The organism is Nocardia sp. bgisy134 (assembly GCF_057708325.1).
Genome location: NZ_JBYIRW010000013.1, coordinates 41,830 through 60,454, shown reverse-complemented (window position 1 = coordinate 60,454; position 18,625 = coordinate 41,830). Strand labels below are relative to the sequence as shown.

The 18,625-nt window shown below is 68.8% G+C and carries 3 protein-coding genes; 2 read left to right on the top strand and 1 reads right to left on the bottom strand.

The features are described 5' to 3' along the window. Positions 1 to 344 precede the first annotated feature (344 nt). Complete coding sequence (locus tag AC3ERS_RS22650) at positions 345 to 10,502, top strand: Tc toxin subunit A-related protein (protein WP_431970063.1); 10,158 nt, start codon at positions 345 to 347, stop codon at positions 10,500 to 10,502. Next, positions 10,502 to 18,154, top strand: coding sequence for a SpvB/TcaC N-terminal domain-containing protein (locus AC3ERS_RS22645; RefSeq protein WP_431970062.1), 7,653 nt, complete (start codon positions 10,502 to 10,504; stop codon positions 18,152 to 18,154). Before AC3ERS_RS22650 ends, AC3ERS_RS22645 begins: the two co-directional genes overlap by 1 nt. A gap of 62 nt (positions 18,155 to 18,216) precedes the next feature. Here AC3ERS_RS22645 and AC3ERS_RS22640 read toward each other — a convergent pair whose 3' ends face one another. Continuing rightward, on the bottom strand, positions 18,217 to 18,531 hold the full coding sequence (locus tag AC3ERS_RS22640) for a hypothetical protein (protein WP_431970061.1): 315 nt from the start codon (positions 18,529 to 18,531) through the stop codon (positions 18,217 to 18,219). Positions 18,532 to 18,625 lie beyond the last annotated feature (94 nt).

Genomic DNA, 18,625 nt, shown 5'->3' with positions numbered 1-18,625 from the left:
AGCGCATGAACGCACAGAGGGGCAGGGATCATGGCGGTCGCGGACACACATATCGAGGGGCGGACACGTCGGCCGGAACGGATGCGCGCGACGCTATTCGAGGCCCATCACTCCAGAACCGTCTAGCACGGCCACTGTCTCGCGTCGGCCCCGGCTACCCGGGCCGACCGACCGATCTCCCGGAAATCCGATCCGAAAAGCCGTGTCCGGCCGCGTAGTTCGCCTCCGAGCCGCGGAATCCGCGTAGTCCCATACGCAGGCGACGGGTTTCCTGGGCAGTTACGTTTCTGCACGCACCCAGCGGCACATTCCGGTGCGCCTCGACTTCAGTTGTGGAGACACCCATGCCTGACTTGATCATCCTCCGGCTCTTCCCTGCCGAGCCGATGGCCGCGAACGACTTCACCACCGTGCTGACCGGCCTGAAGATCACGGCCTACGATCTGACCTTCGCCGAGAGTGTCGAGGGAGTGGAGCTCGGTTCCGCCTCCGCCCTCGCCGACCCGCACCTGGGCAGCACCACGAACAATCATGTCGACATCGAGAGCACCCAGCTGCTCCAGCACTACATCGATGTCACCGATCCGTTCGGCGCCACCACTCGCGAGCTGGAAGCGGTGGCCACGGCGGTGATCGTGGTCGATGCGCCCGCGGGGCACACCGAGTACCCGACGCCCACCTCGTTCGATCTGCGGCTCGAACTCACCAAGGGCGGGCTCGGCATCTCCCACCGCAGGCTGCATTACAACGTCGACGTCACCACCCGGCCGAATCTTTCGAACAGCCAGAAGAAGTACTTCGACATGGAGGCCAGCGCGTACGTCACCCTGCCCGCCACCGGCGCCGGACTCGACCCGAACCTCGCTTTCGTCGACCTGCCCTCCGACGGGCAGCCGCCCTCGTTCGACCAGATGGTGCGCGCCATCGACACCGTGCTGGCCGACGACCCCGGCGGCGCGAACGCCACTCTGGTCGGCCGATCCCCGCTCACCCTCGCCGAGAGCCGCCAGATCGCCGCCGAGATCGTCTGGAACCGCACCGCCTACCCACCGCCGCAACCGGACGCGAGGCTCGGGCTCGATCCGTTCGGCGCGCTCTACACCGACCCGCCCGCCGAGGAGACACTCAGCGCCGATGACATCGAAAAGGCGCGCGCCCGTTTCGAAGCCGAACTCAACGGCTACTACGGCACCCACGAGGCCGAGGCGCTGCGGCTGGCGGGGTTCGTGTACTCCGCATCGGCCGCGGTCGCCCAGGAGGTACTCAGCATCAGGGCGACGCAGGCCCGCTTCGACTTCCCGTTGATCACCGACGCCGCTACTCCGACGACCAAACACGCCGCCGGTGTGGCGCTCGTCGAAAACGGCGGCCTCACACCGGCTTACGTGGTGCCCGCAGCGTACTTCTACGCGCTCGGCGCGCAGATGCCCGGGCAGGTCGGTCCGCCGCAGCGGTTCGACATGGCCCGGTTCGCGCTGGAACCGCAAGTGCTCTCGGCCTTCGAGACGGCGGTCGACGGCGGCGTGATCACCGCGCCCGCCGCGCCGTTGACGGTGACCGGTCCCGCGGTCGCGGCCACCCAGGCGGCGCGGCGGCTGCGTGCGCTGGGGGCGGCGGAGAACACACTGACCGAAGTGCCGCTGATCGCGCCGATCGAAGCGCTGGTGACCCGCTGGCTGGCCCACACCGGTCCGAGCACCTCCATCGACACCGATTTCTGGGCGTCCGAGGTGACAGTCAACCCGGGGCCGTACCTGGAACTGCTGCTGCAAGGCGTCACCGCGAATTCAGCCGCGCTGATCGCCGCGATCGAGGCGCCGCCGCTGAACGTCGCGTCCGTCGCCGATCTGGTCGCGGTGACCGATCAGCGGTGGCGAGACTTCTTCGCGGCGAATCCCGCACTGCTGCCCGATTTCACCGCGCCCGGCACGCCCGCGGAACGCACCGAGGCGTTCATCCGGCATCTGCGTACCTTCTTCGACGTCGAGGCCGACCCCGGCAGCGGTGCGCCACCCGAGGTCGGTGCGCCTGCGGAACTGACGCGCTCGCACGACGATGTGTTCGAGAACTTCGTGTCCACGTACCCGGTGTACTCCGGCGGCGTCGACTTCAGCTTCACGACCGCTCCCGATCCGACCGCTGTCGTCGCCACCGTCACCGAGGTGCTGCCGGACGACCCGGCCGCCCAGCAGTGGCTGTTGTTCGCGCTGAACGCCATTCGCGAGCTGTGGGTGGTGACCGACATCGACGCGGGCGAGCTGCGCTTCTCTCTGATCGAGGCGCTCTACGCGCGCGGCTTCACCGCGGCCGCGCAGATCGCCGCGCTCTCGCGGGCCGACTTCCGGTACGCGCTGTCGGGAACGGTCGCCTACGGCTACGCACTCGACATCTACGAGAAGGCCACCCCCGAACAACCCGAGCAACCATGGCCGCCGGGACCGTTCAACCCCGTGAATCCTGACGGCTCGCTGATCGACTGCGTTCCGCCCGAACATCTTTCGCCGCTCGGGCCGGTGGCCTACCTGCACGAGATGTTGCGGGTCTCGGGCGCCTCCAGCTGCGCCGACCCGGTGCCCTACGCCGAGGACACGCTCGGCGACCTGCTCGGCGAGCGTCGCGGTGAGCTCGGCGATCTGGCGGTGACGAAGGCAAACCTGGAGACCACGATCCCGGTCATCGACCTGGTCAACGAAAGCCTCGAGCACCTGGTCACCACGACGCCCGGCGCCACGGCGGGCGCCGTGTACGACACCGCGAACTACGAACTCGCGGGACACCGGCTCGCCGACGACGGCATCGTTGGCGGTCACCCGTTTGCCCACGATCCGCAGACCCTGTTCGCCACGGTGCCGGAGCACTCGTCGCCCGCGACGCCGGTCGCGGTCCCCGCCGCCTACGACGTGCTGCGCACCGACTTCACCCATCCCGACCTGCCCTACCCGCAGGCGCTGGATGTCAACCGCAGCTATCTGCAAGCGCTCGGCGCCAGCCGGTTCTCGGCCATGCGGCACTTCCGCGAGGACATCACCGAACTGGCGATCGACGCCGCGCACGAGCCGGATACGTTCCGCACCCACTACTGGCGTTTTCCGCTGCGGTTGCCGATCGCGCTGGAATACCTGCGAATCACGCCGGAAGAGTACGAGCTGCTCTACAGCCACGACATCGGTACCGAGCCGGCCGAGGGCCGATTGGTGCTGCACGAGGTCTACGGCTATCCGGAACCGGAGATCGAGGAGCGCAGCTGGACCGAATTCGTCCGGGTGGTACCGGAATTCCTGCGCCGCACCGGACTGGATTACTGCGAATTCCTCGACCTCTGGTACAGCGGCTACGTGCCGTTCTGGCGCGAGCAAGGGGGCGGCGAGACCGACGCCGGTCCCCGCGAAGGCGGTGGATTCCCGGACTGCCTGCCCTGCTGCCCGGACGATCTGGTGATCGATTTCGGTGAACAGGACATCGCGGACGCGCTGCGCCGCCTGGCCGTCTTCATCCGGTTGTGGCGGCGGCTGCGCGAACATCCCTGTGCCGCCGTGACTTTCACGCAGCTGGCCGATATCTGCACGGTGCTCGAATTGTTCCGTGACGACACGGTCAACCCGGAGTTCGCGCGGCAGCTGGCCGCGCTGTTCCTGCTGCGGGAATTCCTCTGCCTGCCGTGGGAGGACCCCGACGCGCCGGAACCGACCGCCGCGGCCCCCTCGCACCGCACCCACCTGCTCGCCCTGTGGATCGGCCCCGAGTCACCGCGCTGGGACTGGGCCGTGCGCACCCTCATCGAGCGGATCGACGCGACCGCCGAACGCCTGCGCCCCGAGCTCGCCGAGCAGCCTGAGCTCGCCAAACTGATGGCACGCAACCTCGACTCGCTGTCGCGGCTGGCCGGGTTCGACCCCGATACGGCGACCGATACCTGGCACCGGCAACCGACGGCCACGATCCGTTTCGCCGAGGTGCTGCTGAAGATCTACCTGTCCGAGTTCACCGTCGGCGAGGTGCTGTTCCTGTTTTCCGACGCGCACCTGCGTGGGGACGACCCGTTCCCGCTGCCCGCGGCGAACGAGGCGCACGACGATCCGCTCGCCCTGCCCGACGACGAGGACGCGCACGGTCTGTGGGCGCTGCGGCGCAAGCTGCTCGACGCCACCGCCGAGGACGCCGAGAGCTGGACCTGGGGCCGGATCACCGACGTGCTGGAACGCGAATTCGGTTATGCGCCTTCGGCGCCCGACGACGCGTGGCAGGCCGTGGGCGAACGCTTCTTCCCGTCGGTGCTGGAGCGCGAGGGCATCCTGGTGGCCGCCGACCGTCGCCGGTTCGGCACGCCGTTGGCCGCGGGCGACACCGCGCCCGCGATGTGGAACTCGCCGCCGGACGGGCCCTTCCATTACGACCTCGCGAGCCAGACCCTGTGGGCGCGACTGCCGCTCGACGACACCGCGGTCACCGAGCGGCTCAGCACCCTGCGGCCGCTGACCGAGGTCGAGCGGGCGGCTGTGCAGACGTTGTACTTCGCGCCGCGCGCGCTGCTCGCGCCGTTCGGCTTGCTGTTCGGCGAGTTCGAAGCGGCCCTCGACCGGTTGGTGCACGAGCCCGACGAACAGGAGCGCTTCGCCTTCGTCCAGCGGGAGTTCGCGCGCTTCTACCGCCGCACCGGGATCATCGCCGAACATCTCGCCGCGCACGTCCGTGTGGTGGCGCCGCAGCGCGATCCGGGGCTCGAGGCGCGCGACGTCAGCAGGCTGCTGCTGTCGCTGTGGGGCGACGAGAATGCGGGCGGCGCGTCGTGGGAGAACGACAGCGGCGCACCGCCCGAGGTGACGTGGCCGACCGGACCGACCGGCAGCTCCTTCGCCGCGCTGCTCGGACTCGTCGGCACCGGGCTGACCGGCGCGTTCTCGGTGGCCGGGCTCGACCCGGCCTGGCGCGAGATGAGCGGTCCGCTCACGGCGTTCGGTGCGGGCCGCAACGCGTGGAACGCGCCCGCGCCGACCGTCGTCCCCGAGATGGGGCTCACCCTGACGCCGCACCAGCTGCGCAAGGTGGCCGTCCGCAACGGCTTCGCCCTGCGCGACGTAGACGGCGAGCCGCTCTTCGGCGCACAGCCCTTCACGGTGACGTGGACCGGTGCGCTGCTCGTAGAGGCAGGCGGCCGCTACGAATTCGCCGCGGGCGATCCGACACCCGACGGCGTCGAACCCGACTGCGAATGCTGTGAGGATCACCGCTGGCGCGTCACCCTGCGGCGTGGGCAGCGGTCGTGGATCCTGTTGAACCGCGGCTGGTCCGGTGAGGACGCGCCGGATTGTCACTCGGCGCCGATCGAGTTGCGTCGCGGCACGTACCAGATCACCGTGGAGCTGCATCAGCCGCAGCCGACCTTCGACCGCGAAGAGGACGTGCGGCCACGGCACACCGGCTTCCAGGTGAAGTACACCGGTCCCGACACCGAAGACCGCCTCGTCGCGGTCCCGCATCGGCGGCTGTATCGCACGCACGTCGACGCGCCGCTGGACGACTGCGTCGACGTCGGGGATCCGGCGGCCGCCTACCTGCGCGCCCGCTACACCTCCAGCCTGCGCGACATCCGGCGCACCTACCAGCGAGCGTTCAAGGCGGCCCTGTTCGCGCACCGGCTGCGGCTGTCGGCGGCGACCCTGCCGAGAGAACCGCAGTCGGAGCTCGGCTACCTGCTCGACCACGCGGAAGGCTTTGCCGGGCAAAGTCATCCGCGGACCGGCGCGACGTCGTTCGGAACACACCGCGCGTGGTTCGATCCCGATCTGCTGCCCGTCGCCGACCCGTTCCGGCCACCCGCAGGCGACCAGCGGGCCGCACCGAGCGCCGCGCGTCAGGCCGCGCTGTTCGACTGGTGGGAGCGGCTCTACGACTACACCGCACTGCGCCGCGAGACCTGGGAGGCCAGGGAGAAGCCCGCGTGGCGCGTCTTCCACGAGGCCTCCGAGCGGCAGCCCGACGATCCGGCGCAGCTGGTGCGGCATCTCGGGGTCGACGTGCGGCACGCGTCGCTCGTGCTGACCTACGCCGACTATGTCGTCCAGGTGCCCGACTTGGAGAACGAGGCGTGGGCGATTCGCGCGTGGCGCGGCGAGATGTGGCTGGACCGGCTCGAACGCTGCTTCCGCGTGCTGCACATCGATGCGGCGCAACCGTACCGGTGGGCGGCGGATCGTCCCGAGGTCGGACCCGATGCCGGGAACGAGAACCTGACCCGGTTCGTCCGGGACGGGTCCTTCGAAAACGCCTCCTTCGACAACGCCGCGCCGCGCCGCTATCTCGACGTCCGGACGCTGAACGACGAGCTGCGTGTCCGGGCCAGAGACGCCCTGGTGGCCTGGCTGTGCGGCATGCGTCGGGTGCCGCTGCCGTTCGATCCCGGTCGGTACGCGACCCGCGCCACCGACCTCGGCGACCTGCTGCTCCAGGACGTGGCGACCGGGACGTGCGCGCGCGTCAGCCGGATCGAGGACGCGATCGGCAGCGCGCAGGCGTTCGTGCAGCGCGCCCGGCTCGGGCTGGAACCGGGGTTCCCGGTCTCTGCCGCGTTCGCCCAGCTGTGGGAGGCCCGCTACGAGACCTTCCGCACCTGGCAGCGCTGCGCCGAGCGGGATGTATACCGGGAGAACTGGATCGAATGGGACGAGCTCGAAAAGGCACGCCGAGTCGAGGCTTTCGCCTTCCTGGAGGACCGCCTTCGCCGCAGCCGACTGACCATCGCGGTGCCGGGCGGGCTGGAGTGGTGGCCCGATCGGCGACCGCAGGAACACCCCGGGCTGACGGTGTTGCAGGACGCCGAACCGTCGGTGATCCAGGCGCTGGTGCCGGGGCCGGTCCCGGAGGGCATGGATCTGCTCGGGACGCCGCGGGCCGACGCCCAGGCGTCCTGGCTCGCGCCGCTGCAGCGCATCCGCAACACCGACGACGACGGTGACGACGGCGAGCCAGGCAACGGCGACAACGAGGACGGCGACGGCAACGGCGACGTCCACGTGGAGGTGCACGCGGCGACCGCCGGGGAACTGGCGTCCGCCGACCGCGACCGCCTGCCGCTGTGGATTCGGACGGCCGCCCGCATGGGCGCCCGCTTCGTCCGGGTCGCCGCCGCGGGCATGCCACCGGCCGCCGCCGGATTCACGCCGTGCGACGGCGACCCCGATGCCTGCTGCGGTTGCGGCGGCGAGCACGAGCCGCAGGTGGACGAGTACTACTTCTGGCTCGAACACGGGCTGGTGTACGAACCGACAGCGCAATCCGCCGATACCGGGCGAGATACGACCGACGAGATCTCGGACTGGCACCGCCCGGACAAGCTGCCCGCGCTGCTGCACTGGCCCGCCGTGCCGGTGGTCCATCTGTGCTGGTCGCGCAAGCGAGGCGGACGATTCGAACCGCAGCGGTGGTCGGGCCGACCGGTCCGGGTCCAGTCGGCGGCACAGGCACAGCTCGAATTCACCGGCCGCACACTGGATTCACTGCGCTTCGCGATTGTCGGCGGCCTGCGCCCCACCGGCTACGACGCCGATCCGACGCCGCCCGGCTTCCGCTACGACCTCGCCACCGATACCGCCACGACCCTGCCGCTCATCGCGGCGCCGCCCGCACCGCAGCTCTCCATCGGCGGCCTGGACGCCTACCCGTTCTTCGCCTACGTCTGCCCCGGCGCGCCGCTGGAACCGCTGTCGCTGTTCTCGGTCGCGCTGACCGTCGGCGCGGCACTGCGCAGCCATTGCCGGTACGAGGCCGCGTTGAAGTGGTACGAGCTGGTGCAGCGCCCCGGCGTCACCGACAACGCGTGGACCGAGTGCCGCCGCATCCCGCCGCCGACGGACGACGAGCCGGACGACGACGGCGACGTCGTCGTGACCGGAACGATCGATCCCGAGGGAACGGATACCGACCGCCGCCCGCGCGCCGACGAGGTCTGCTGTTCCACCACCGCCGTCGACGCGCGGCGGGCGCGCGAACGTGCGCTGCTGCTGCGCTATCTCGAGACGATGCTCGACTGGGCCGACACGCTGCTGTGCCGGAGCACGCCGGAGTCGATGCGGCGCGCCGACGTGGTGCTGATGCAGATCGACCGGATCCTGGGCGCCCGCCCGCAGACGGTGCCGGGTGACGACGAGTGGTACGAGCGCACGGTGTCGTCGTTCGTGCCCAGGGAAGCGCCGCTCAACCCGCGGTTGATGGCGCTCTACCAACGCACCGGCGACCGGCTGGCGCTGCTGCGGCACTGCCAGGACGGACGCCGCCTGCCCACCGGGCGAGCCGGACTCGACCGGCCGTTCTTCGGCGCGGACCCGCGGCGCGACGGCTGGCACGACGGTGGCTGCCCATGCGGCGGCGACGGCTGCGGATCCTGTTGCGACGCCTACCGTTTCACCGTCCTGGTACGGCAGGCGCGGGAACTGGCCGGTGAGGTCCGCGCGCTCGGGGCGCAATTGCTGAGCGCCTACGAGAAGGGCGACGCCGAATACCTGGCGGCGCTGCGCTCGGCGCAGGAACGTCAACTGCTCGAGCTCAGCGTGCAGCAGCGCCAGAACCAGTGGCGCGACGCCGATTGGCAGGTCCAGGCGCTCGGCAAGACCAAGGAAGGCGCACAGGCGCGGCTGCGCTACCACCAGAATCTGATCGCCAACGGCCTGAACGCGGGCGAGATCGGCTACGAATCGCTCACCGGGGTGTCCCTCGGCTCCCGCATCGCGGGCAATGTGCTCGAGGCGATCGCGCAGGGCATCGGGATGACGCCGGACTTCTGGATCGGCGTCGCCGGTATCGCGGGCTCGCCGTTGCAGTTCAACCAGATCCCGATCGGCAACAAGCTCGCCGCGGGCTTCTCGACCGCGGCGCGGATCATGAACGCGCTGAGCGAGAACGCCACCAGCGGAGCCAATCTCAGCAACCAAGAAGGCGTCTGGGACCGCAGGCTCGCCGAGTGGCGGCACCAGGTCGACACCATCACCATCGAGCTCGAGCAGATCGAGCGGCAGATCCTGGGCGCCGAACGCCGCCGCGACGTGGCGCTGTCGGAACTGAGCAACCACCAGCGGCAACTCGAGCACGTCGAGCGCGTGCAAGACTTCCTGCGCGACAAATTCACCAACTGGGAGCTGTACCTGTATCTCCAGCAGGAGACCGCGGCGCAGTACTACCGGATGTACGGGCTGGCTCGCAGCGCGGCCCGCAAGGCCGAGCGAGCGTTCAACTACGAGCGGGGCTACACCAATCGGACCTTCCTCGGTGTCGACGATTTCGACAACCTGCGCGAGGGCCTGCTGGCGGGTGAACGGCTGCACGTGGCCGTAGCGCGGATGGACAAGGCCTATCTGGACGAGAACTGCCGGGAATACGAACTCACCAAACATATTTCGCTTCGCCTGTGCTTCCCGCTCGCCTTCCTTCAGCTTCAGGCCACCGGCAGCGCCGAGATCGAGATACCGGAATGGATGTTCGACCTCGACTATCCGGGCCACTACATGCGCCGGATCAAGAACGTCTCGGTGACCATCCCGTGCGTCGTCGGCCCGTACACCGGGGTGAACTGCCGATTGACGCTGCTGAGCAGCTGGACGCGGGTCGATCCGCGACTGATCGACCCGCCCGCCGCCTGCTGCCACGAGCCGGTCCGCCTCGGATGCTGCTGTGCGGCACCACCGAACGGCTATTCGGCCGCGGCGAACGACAGCCGGATGGTGCGCTCGTACACCGCCACCGAGGCGATCGCGACCTCCTCCGGCCAGAACGATTCCGGCATGTTCGAGCTGAACTTCCGCGACGAGCGGTACCTGCCGTTCGAGTTCGCCGGTGCGATCAGCCGCTGGCGCATCGAATTGCCCCCGGAGACCAACGCTTTCGACTTCGCCGCGGCGCTGAGCGATCTCGTGCTGCATGTCAACTTCACCGCATGGGAGGGCGGGGCGGTGTTGCGCACCGCGGCGCTGGACGCGGCCAGGTGCAGGCTGCCCGGTGACGGTCAGCGCTTGTTCGACGTCCGCCGCGACCTGGCCGACGCCTGGTCCGGCCTGCGCGTGCCGCGCGAGCAGGGCGGGCCGTGGAACCGGCGGCTCGAGCTGCGGTTGTCCGGGGCCATGTTCCCGTTCGTGCCGCTGCGCGAGGTGCGGTGGGTGGACTCGATCCAGTTGTTCGTCGAGGCGCCGTGCGCGGAACCGGGCGCCTCCTTCGTCGTCCGGTTCCGCCCGGCGCGCTACGACCGGTGCGCCTGCGAGTGGATCGACGTGCACTGTGTGGCGAGCAGCGAGTTCCCCGGACTGTTCTGGGGCGTAGTCGAATTGGACGGCACCCGGCTGGGTCCGCTCGACGACGACCGCGCCGAGCCGTTGGGTGTCTTCGAGTTCCCGGACTCAGTGGGCGAGATCTGCGAGACGTACCTGGTCCTCGGCTACTGCGCGGAGCAGGCGCGGTCCTGCGGTGGTGACAGACGGTGCGGTTGCCGCGACATCGAGTGCTGCTGCGGGGTGAACTGATGGACGCCACAGCGACCGGCCGCACCGCGCGTGACGACCGGCTGGATTCGCGAAACGACGAAGGAACGCCCTCCTCGGATGGCTGGTCCGGCGGCGGCGCGGAGGCTCGTCCGCCCGCGATCTCGCTGCCGAAAGGCGGCGGAGCCATCCGGGGGATCGGTGAGACCTTCACCGTCAACGCCGCGACGGGAACGGCCTCGGCGAGTATTCCGTTGGACATGAGCCCCGGGCGGCGGGGTTTCGGTCCCGCGTTGACGCTGAGCTACGACTCCGGAATCGGGAACGGCCCGTTCGGGTTGGGATGGCGGCTGAGCTTGCCGTCGATCACCCTCAGAACGGACCGGGGGATGCCCCGATACCAGAACGGTGTGTCCGAACCGGACCGCTGCTCAGGCCCGGACATCGCGGCCGACACCTACATCCTGTCCGGCGCGGAAGATCTCGTGCCACGACTCGAGCGGCGCGAGGGGGAGTGGCGGCGGGTCCACCGCCGTAATGTCGAGTCGGGGCGGGAATTCTCCGTGTACGAATACCGTCCGCGCGTGGAGGGGTTGTTCGCGCGCATCGAGCGGTGGGTGGACGCCGAGACGGGGCAATCGCATTGGCGATCCATCGACCGGGAGAATGTGACAACCGTCTATGGGAGGGACGCCGACAGTCGAATCGCCGACCCCCGCGACCCGGCGAAAGTGTTCAGCTGGCTGATCTGCGAGAGCTACAACGACGTCGGCGACGTCATTCGCTACGAGTACAAGGCCGAGGACGCCTACGGCGTGGATCTCGCCGCCGCCCACGAACGCAATCGAGACGCCGCCGATCGGTCGGCGCAGCGGTACCTCAAACGCATCCGCTACGGCAATCGAACCTCGCGCCTGGTGCGTCCGGAACCGGCTGCGACTGACTGGTTGTTCGAGGTCGTGCTGGATTACGGCGACCACGATCCGGCCGAGCCGACCTCCGCCGAACACCGGCCGTGGACATGTCGCCTGGACCCTTTCTCCAGCTACCGCGCCGGATTCGAAGTGCGCACCTATCGGCTGTGCCAACGCGTGCTGATGTTCCATCACATCGACGAGCCCGGCGTCGGCGCAGACTGTCTGGTGTCGGCGATCGAGTTGACCTATCGAGGTGATGCGAGCCGGGGCGAATCCGTGGTATCGGTCATCGATTCGGTGTGCCGCAGAGGTTTTCGGCGAGCAGCGGACGGCGGCTATGTGTCGCGGGCGCTGCCGCCGGTGCAATTCACCTACAGCGAAGCACACGTCGACGCCCGCCTCCGCACACTCGACGCGGAGAGCGCGGCCAACCTGCCGATCGGGCTGGCCGGTTCCCACTACCGATGGGTCGACCTCGACGGCGAAGGCTTGTCGGGCATCCTGACCGAGCAGGCGCACGCCTGGTATTACAAACCCAATCGCGGCGACGGCCGGTTCGGTCCGCTGCGCACAGTGTCGCGTCCGGCCGGTGCCGCGCTGGGCAACGGCCGTCAGCAGTTTCTGGATCTGGACGGGGACGGAAACCTCGAGCTGGTCGAGTTCTTCGGCGAGACTTCGGGTTTCAGCGAACGATCGAACGGCGGTTGGGCGGCGTTCCACCCCTTTGATCGCCGGCCGAACATCGACTGGGCCGATCCCAACCTGCGCATGGTCGACCTCACCGGCGACGGCCATGCCGATGTGCTGATCACCGACGACCGAGTGCTCAGCTGGCATGCCGCGTTGGGGACGGCGGGATACGATGTCGCGCAACGGGTCACGACGGCCAGGGACGAGGAGCGCGGACCCCGGGTCGTATTCGACGACAGCACCCAGTCGATCCAGCTGGCGGACATGTCCGGCGACGGGCTGTCCGATCTGGTGCGCATTCGCAACGGCGAGATCTGTTACTGGCCGAACCTGGGCTACGGACGGTTCGGCGCGAAAGTGTCGATGGACAACGCACCCTGGTTCGACAAGCCCGACGCCTTCGACCCCGGACGCATCCGGTTGGCCGACGTCGACGGCTCCGGCGTCATCGACGTCGTCTATCTGCACGCCGACAGCACCCGTCTCTACCTCAATCGCAGCGGCAACAGGTGGAGCAACGCACACGATCTCGGCGTCGCGTTCCCGCGGACGGACAGCAAGGTGGCGGTGAGCGTCGTCGACCTGCTCGGGAACGGCACAGCCTGCCTGGTCTGGTCCTCGCCGCTGCCGAGCGAATCGGGACGGCAGCTGCGTTACCTGGACCTGATGGGCGGGCGGAAACCGCATCTGCTGGTGGACATGCGCAACAACCTCGGGGCGCGCACCCGCGTGAGCTACGCACCGTCGACCCGATTCGCCGTCGCCGACGCCGAAGCCGGTCGTCCGTGGGCGACGCGGCTACCGTTCCCGGTGCAGGTGGTGCATCAGGTGGAGACCGTGGATGCCGTGGGCCGCAACCGTTTCCGCACCCGGTACGCCTACCACCACGGTTTCTTCGACGGCGTCGAGCGGGAGTTCCGCGGCTTCGGCATGGTCGAACAGTTCGACACCGAAGACCTCGCCGCGCTGGGAGACGGTGCGTCATCGGCCGACTCGCAGAACTGCGACGAGCGGACGGTCGTCGCGCCCGTGGTGACGAAGACGTGGTTCCACACCGGCGCGATGCTCGACGATCGCGGTATCTCGCGTCAGTTCGCGGACGAATACCATCCGGATGACCACCCGTTGGCAGACTCCACCCTGTCCGGCGATCTCACAGTGGACGAGGCGCGGCAAGCGGTTCGCGCGTTGCGTGGCAAGCCGGTGCGGCACGAGGTGTACGCGCACGACGGCAGTGCCGCACAGGGGCTTCCGTACCAGGTGACCGAGCACAACTACACGGTCACCATGCTGCAACCGGCGCAGGCCGAACCCGACGCCGCCGGGTTGCGCAACGCGGTCTTCCTTGTGTCGCCGCGCGAGACGCTGACGGCCCACCACGAGCGGCGGTCCGACCCGCGCGTCTCGCACGAGGTGGTCCTCGCCGTCGACGAGTTCGGGAACATCCTGCGGTCCGCGGCGATCGGCTACGGCCGACTCCGCCCGGACCCCGACCTCGCGCTGACGGATTCCGACCGTGCACAACAGCGACGGCGCCACCTCGTGTACACCGAGCACGACTACACCAACAGCGTCGAACTCGTTGATGCGCACCGCGTTCCGCTTCGTGCCGAGGCCCGTGTCTTCGAGGTGCTCGGACTGTCGCCCGCCGCACGCCTTTTCGAGTTCGCCGAGCTGCGCGCCGGGCTCGATGGCATCGAAATCACGGTGCCCTACGAGGTCGATCTCGATCCCGACGCACCGCGGGTTCCCACTCGCCGCCTCGTCGAGCAGACCCGCGCCGTGTTCCGCCGCGACGATCTTTCCGGGCCGCTGCCCGTGGGTGTTGTCGAGTCGATGGCCCTGCCGTTCGAGAGCTACCGCAAGGCGTTCACGCCGGGTCTGCTGGACGCCGTGTACGGCGACCGAGTCGATCCGACCATCCTCGGCGAGGCGGGTTATCGCCGGATCGAGGACGCCTGGTGGATCCCCTCGGGACGGGTCTTCTACTCGCCGGACAAGACCTCGGCCGCAGCCGAGCTGGCCTTTGCCCGCGCGCATTTCTTTCTCCCGCACCGATTCCGCGATCCGTTCGGCGCGGACACGACAGTCGGCTACGACGGCTACGACCTGCTGGTCACCGGCACTCGCGACCCGCTGGGCAACCAGATCACGGTCGGCGAACGCGATGCGGCCGACCGCGTACTCGGCAACGGCAACGACTATCGAGTCCTCGCGCCACGTCTGATCACCGACAGCAACCGCAATCGCCGCGCGGCCGCCTTCGACGCGCTCGGGCGGTTGGCAGGCACAGCGGTGATGGGCAAACGCGAGGAGAGCCTCGGTGATTCGCTGTCCGGTTTCGACCCCGACCCGGATCCCCGCGATGTGCAGGACTACTTCGACGACCCGCTCGCCGATCCCGCGCGGCTCCTGGGCTCGGCGACCAGCCGCATCCTCTACGACGAACTGGCACACTGGCGCACTAGAGATCACGCCCGGCCGCTGCCGACCGCGACAGCGACGCTGACCAGGGAAACGCACAGCGACGAAATCGCCGACGGCGACACATCGCGCATCCAGCATCACCTGTCCTACTCCGACGGGTTCGGTCGCGTTGTCCAGCAGAAAGCGCAAGCCGAGCCGGGACTGATCGAAGACGCCGCGGTGCGTGCCCGATGGGTCGGCAGCGGCTGGACGATCTTCAACAACAAGGGCAAACCGGTTCGCAGCTATGAGCCGTTCTTCACGGCGAGTCATCGTTTCGAATTCGCCACGATCGCCGGCGTCAGCTCGGTGCTGTTCTACGACCCGCTGGAGCGGATCGTCGCCGCTGTCCATCCCGATGGCAGCTACGCGAAGACCGTGTTCGACCCCTGGCGGCAGGACAGCTGGGACGGCAACGACACCGTGCTGCTCGATCCGGCCGACGATCCGGATATCGGTGGACTGGTCCGGCCCTACCTCGGCAGCCTGCCCGACCGGCGCACCTGGTATCAGCGGAGGATCGAAGGCGAGCTAGGACCCGAGCAGCGGCGTGCCGCCCGGCTCACCACCGAGCACGCGGCGACGCCGTTGCGCGCGTGGTTCGACACGCTGGGACGGACCTTTCTGTCGTTGGCGCACAATCGCTTCCGACGCGGTGGCGAATTGATCGACGAGCCATACGCCACCAGGACCGTCCGCGATATCGAGGGCAACGAGCGGGAAGTCCGGGACGCCGCCGATCGCATCGTCATGCGCTATGACTACGACATGCTCGGCCACCGGGTCGGCCACGCGGGCATGGACACCGGCGGCAGACTGACATTGTCCGACGCGCTGGACGGAACCGCCTACGAGTGGACGGCGCGCGGGTTTCGATTCCGCACCGAGTTCGATCGCCTCCGGCGGCCGGTGCGGACGTGGCTGCGGGAACCGGAGCGGACGGACGAATCGCTGTACCTGCGTATCGAATACGGGGAGGACCATCCCGACGCGGTTGCGCACAACCTGCGCGGTCAGGTGTTCCAGCGGTTCGACCAAGCGGGCGTGGACATCCACGGACAGTACGATTTCAAGGGCAATCTCGTGGACGTCGGCAGGCAATTCACGGTCGACGAGCGGGAGGTCGTCGACTGGAGCGCCGAGGTATCCGTAGAGGAGCACGTCTATCGCGGACATACCCGCTACGACGCGCTGGATCGACCGATCGCGGTCACCACTCCCGACGGCAGCGTGGTGTACACGGGCTACAACGAAGCCAATCTGCTGGAGCGGATCGAGGTCGCACTGCGCGGCGCTCAGGAGCGCACGACCTTCGTCGCCAACCTCGACTACAACGCCCGCGGCCAGCGCACCCTCGTGGACTACGGCAACGGCGCGAGCACCGGCTACGAATACGACACGGCCACCTTCCGGCTGACCCGCCTGACCACCCTGCGCGCCGACACCCGGCTACAGGATCTCGACTACACCTACGACCCGGCCGGGAACATCACCACGCTGCGCGACGACGCCCAGCAGACGGTCTTCTTCCGCAATCGCATGGTGGATCCTCGCGCGGACTACGTCTACGACGCGACCTATCGACTGATCGAAGCGAGCGGCCGCGAGCATACGGGGCAAGGCATCCCGGTCCCGCCGGATGCCGACGACGCGCCGCGGGTGGGCATCGACCATCCGGCCGACGGCACGGCCCTCGGCCGATACGTCCAGCGGTACTGGTACGACACCGTCGGCAATATGCTGCGCATGGCGCACCGGACCGACGATCCCGCCCGCGGTGGCTGGACCCGCGACTATCTCTACACCGAACCGAGCTTGCTCGAGCCCGATCGGGTGAGCAACCGGCTCTCGGCCACCAAGGCGCGCGATCAAGCGACCACACCGCAGCCGTTCCACTACGACGCGAACGGCAACATCACCGCGATGCCCGAGCTTGCGACGATGCGCTGGGATCCGCGCGATGACCTGTGTGAGACCGCCCGGCAGGTCGGCGGTGAAATCACCCACTACTCCTACGATTCGGCGGGGGCGCGGGTGCGCAAGGTCTCCCGGCACGCCGACGGGCGGCGCAAGTCCGAGCGAATCTACTGGGGCGGCTTCGAGATTCATCGGGAGTTCGGCGCCGGCGGCACGGTGACGCTGGCACGCGAAACCCTGCACATCGTCGACGACAACCAACGCGTCGCCGTCGTCGAAACCCGCACGGAGGGCACCGACGACGGACCGGCGCAACTCGTGCGCTATCAATTGGCGAACCTGCTCGGTTCCGCGGTGCTCGAACTCGACGACACCGCACAGGTCATCAGCTACGAGGAGTACTACCCGTACGGCAGCACCTCGTATCAAGCGGTGCGCGCGCAGACCGAGACGCCCAAACGCTATCGATTCACCGGCAAGGAACGCGACAGCGAATCCGGCCTCTACTACCACGGCGCGCGGTACTACGCCCCCTGGCTCGGCCGCTGGACGAGTCCCGATCCCGCCGGTGTGGTCGACGGGCCGAATCTCTATGTCTACGTTCGCGACAACCCCATCAAGCTGACCGATCCGACCGGCCACCTGAGCCTTGGCCAATGGGTGGGGATCGCCACCGCCGTCGTGGTCGGCACGGTCGTCACCGTCGCCACGGCGGGACTGGCGGGTCCGGTGGTGGGGACCGCGGCCGCGGCCGTCATCGGCGGCATCGTCGGCGGCGCGGCGGGCAGCGGTTTGGGTGAAGCGCTCGAAGCGCATATCGACAATCGCGAATCGCACGTGCTGCGCTCCGCGGTCATCGGCGGCGCGATCGGCGGCGTCTTCGCCGGTGCGGGAGCCGCGGTCGGTGCGATCGCGAAAACGGCCGCGGCGCAGGGAGTCGCCTCCCGAGTCGCGTCCTCGGCGACCGCGCAAGTCGTGCGATCGGCGGCCGCGCGAATCGGCCAATCCGCGGCGGGACAGGCGGCGCGCCGTGCCGGTACGAAGGTAGCCGAGTCGACCGTCGGCCGGGCAACAGCGGGAGCGGCCTCGCGCGCGGGTGGCGCCTTGCGCACGGTGCACGAAGCAGGCGAACGCGCGGGCTCCAAGATCGCGGGTCGGTTGGAGGGCACCGCGATGCAGAGAATCCTGCCCACTCCCGTAGTGCCCGGCGTACGGCAGGGGCAGGGGGCTGGGGTCGCCCAGGACTTCAAGCAGAGCTTCGGTCAGCGTCCCGAAGCCATCGACGTGGTCGGCAGCCGTGCCGAGGCCCAAGCGACCGGAACGTGGCCGGAGGGATCCGGGCCGACCACGAGCGATGTCGACGTCGTGGTGACGACCTCGATCCCCGATCTCGACAAGGCTTCTGGACAGGGCTTCGAATTCTTCAAGAACATCAATCCGGGGAAGGTGCCGCCTGGCGTCAAAGGGATCGGTCCCGGACCCGACCAAGCGTTCATCGGAACCAGTCCGGGCACCATTCCCAAGGGTGGGACACTCGATCCGTTCTTCCGTCCCGACGGTCCCGACCTGAGTCTCGGGCCTGCCTATCGGATCTGGCCGACGCCGATCACACCAGCGACGGGTGCCGCCGGTGCGGGTGCAACCTTCTTCGGCGGTGAACCGGACAAGTCGGTAGTGGCGCCGGGGGTGACAGTTCGCTTCTGACAGCGCTTTCCGGGCCGGAGCCGACCGGCGGGCACACCGTGCGTGACGGCATCGCGTGCGGATTACTTGTTGAGGAAGATGCCCGCCACGTCGGCGTTCTTGATCGGCGTCTCGGCATTGCGCTGGGTCGCGCAGAGCAGGTCGACGGAGATGATGGTGGCGTCGACGACGGTGCCCGCGGGCTCGCGGTCGTCCCCGGTCTGCTGCTTGACGAACTTCGTGATCGTCATGCGCTTGGTGTCGGGATCCTGGGTGACGTACTCGTTGCACGGTGTGTCGCCGCCCTTGTTGAGGGCCCGTTCGATATCGGTGCAGCCCGCCAGCAGCAGCGCGGCGGCCGCCATGCCGAGGCCGGTCCGTAGCACGGTGGCGTTCATCTGCTCCTCCTGGTCACCTGGTCGAGCGGATGGGCCGCCGCGATCGTATCGAGGGTAAGGGTGCGGGCATCGGGGTGGGCCACGCGGCCCAGTG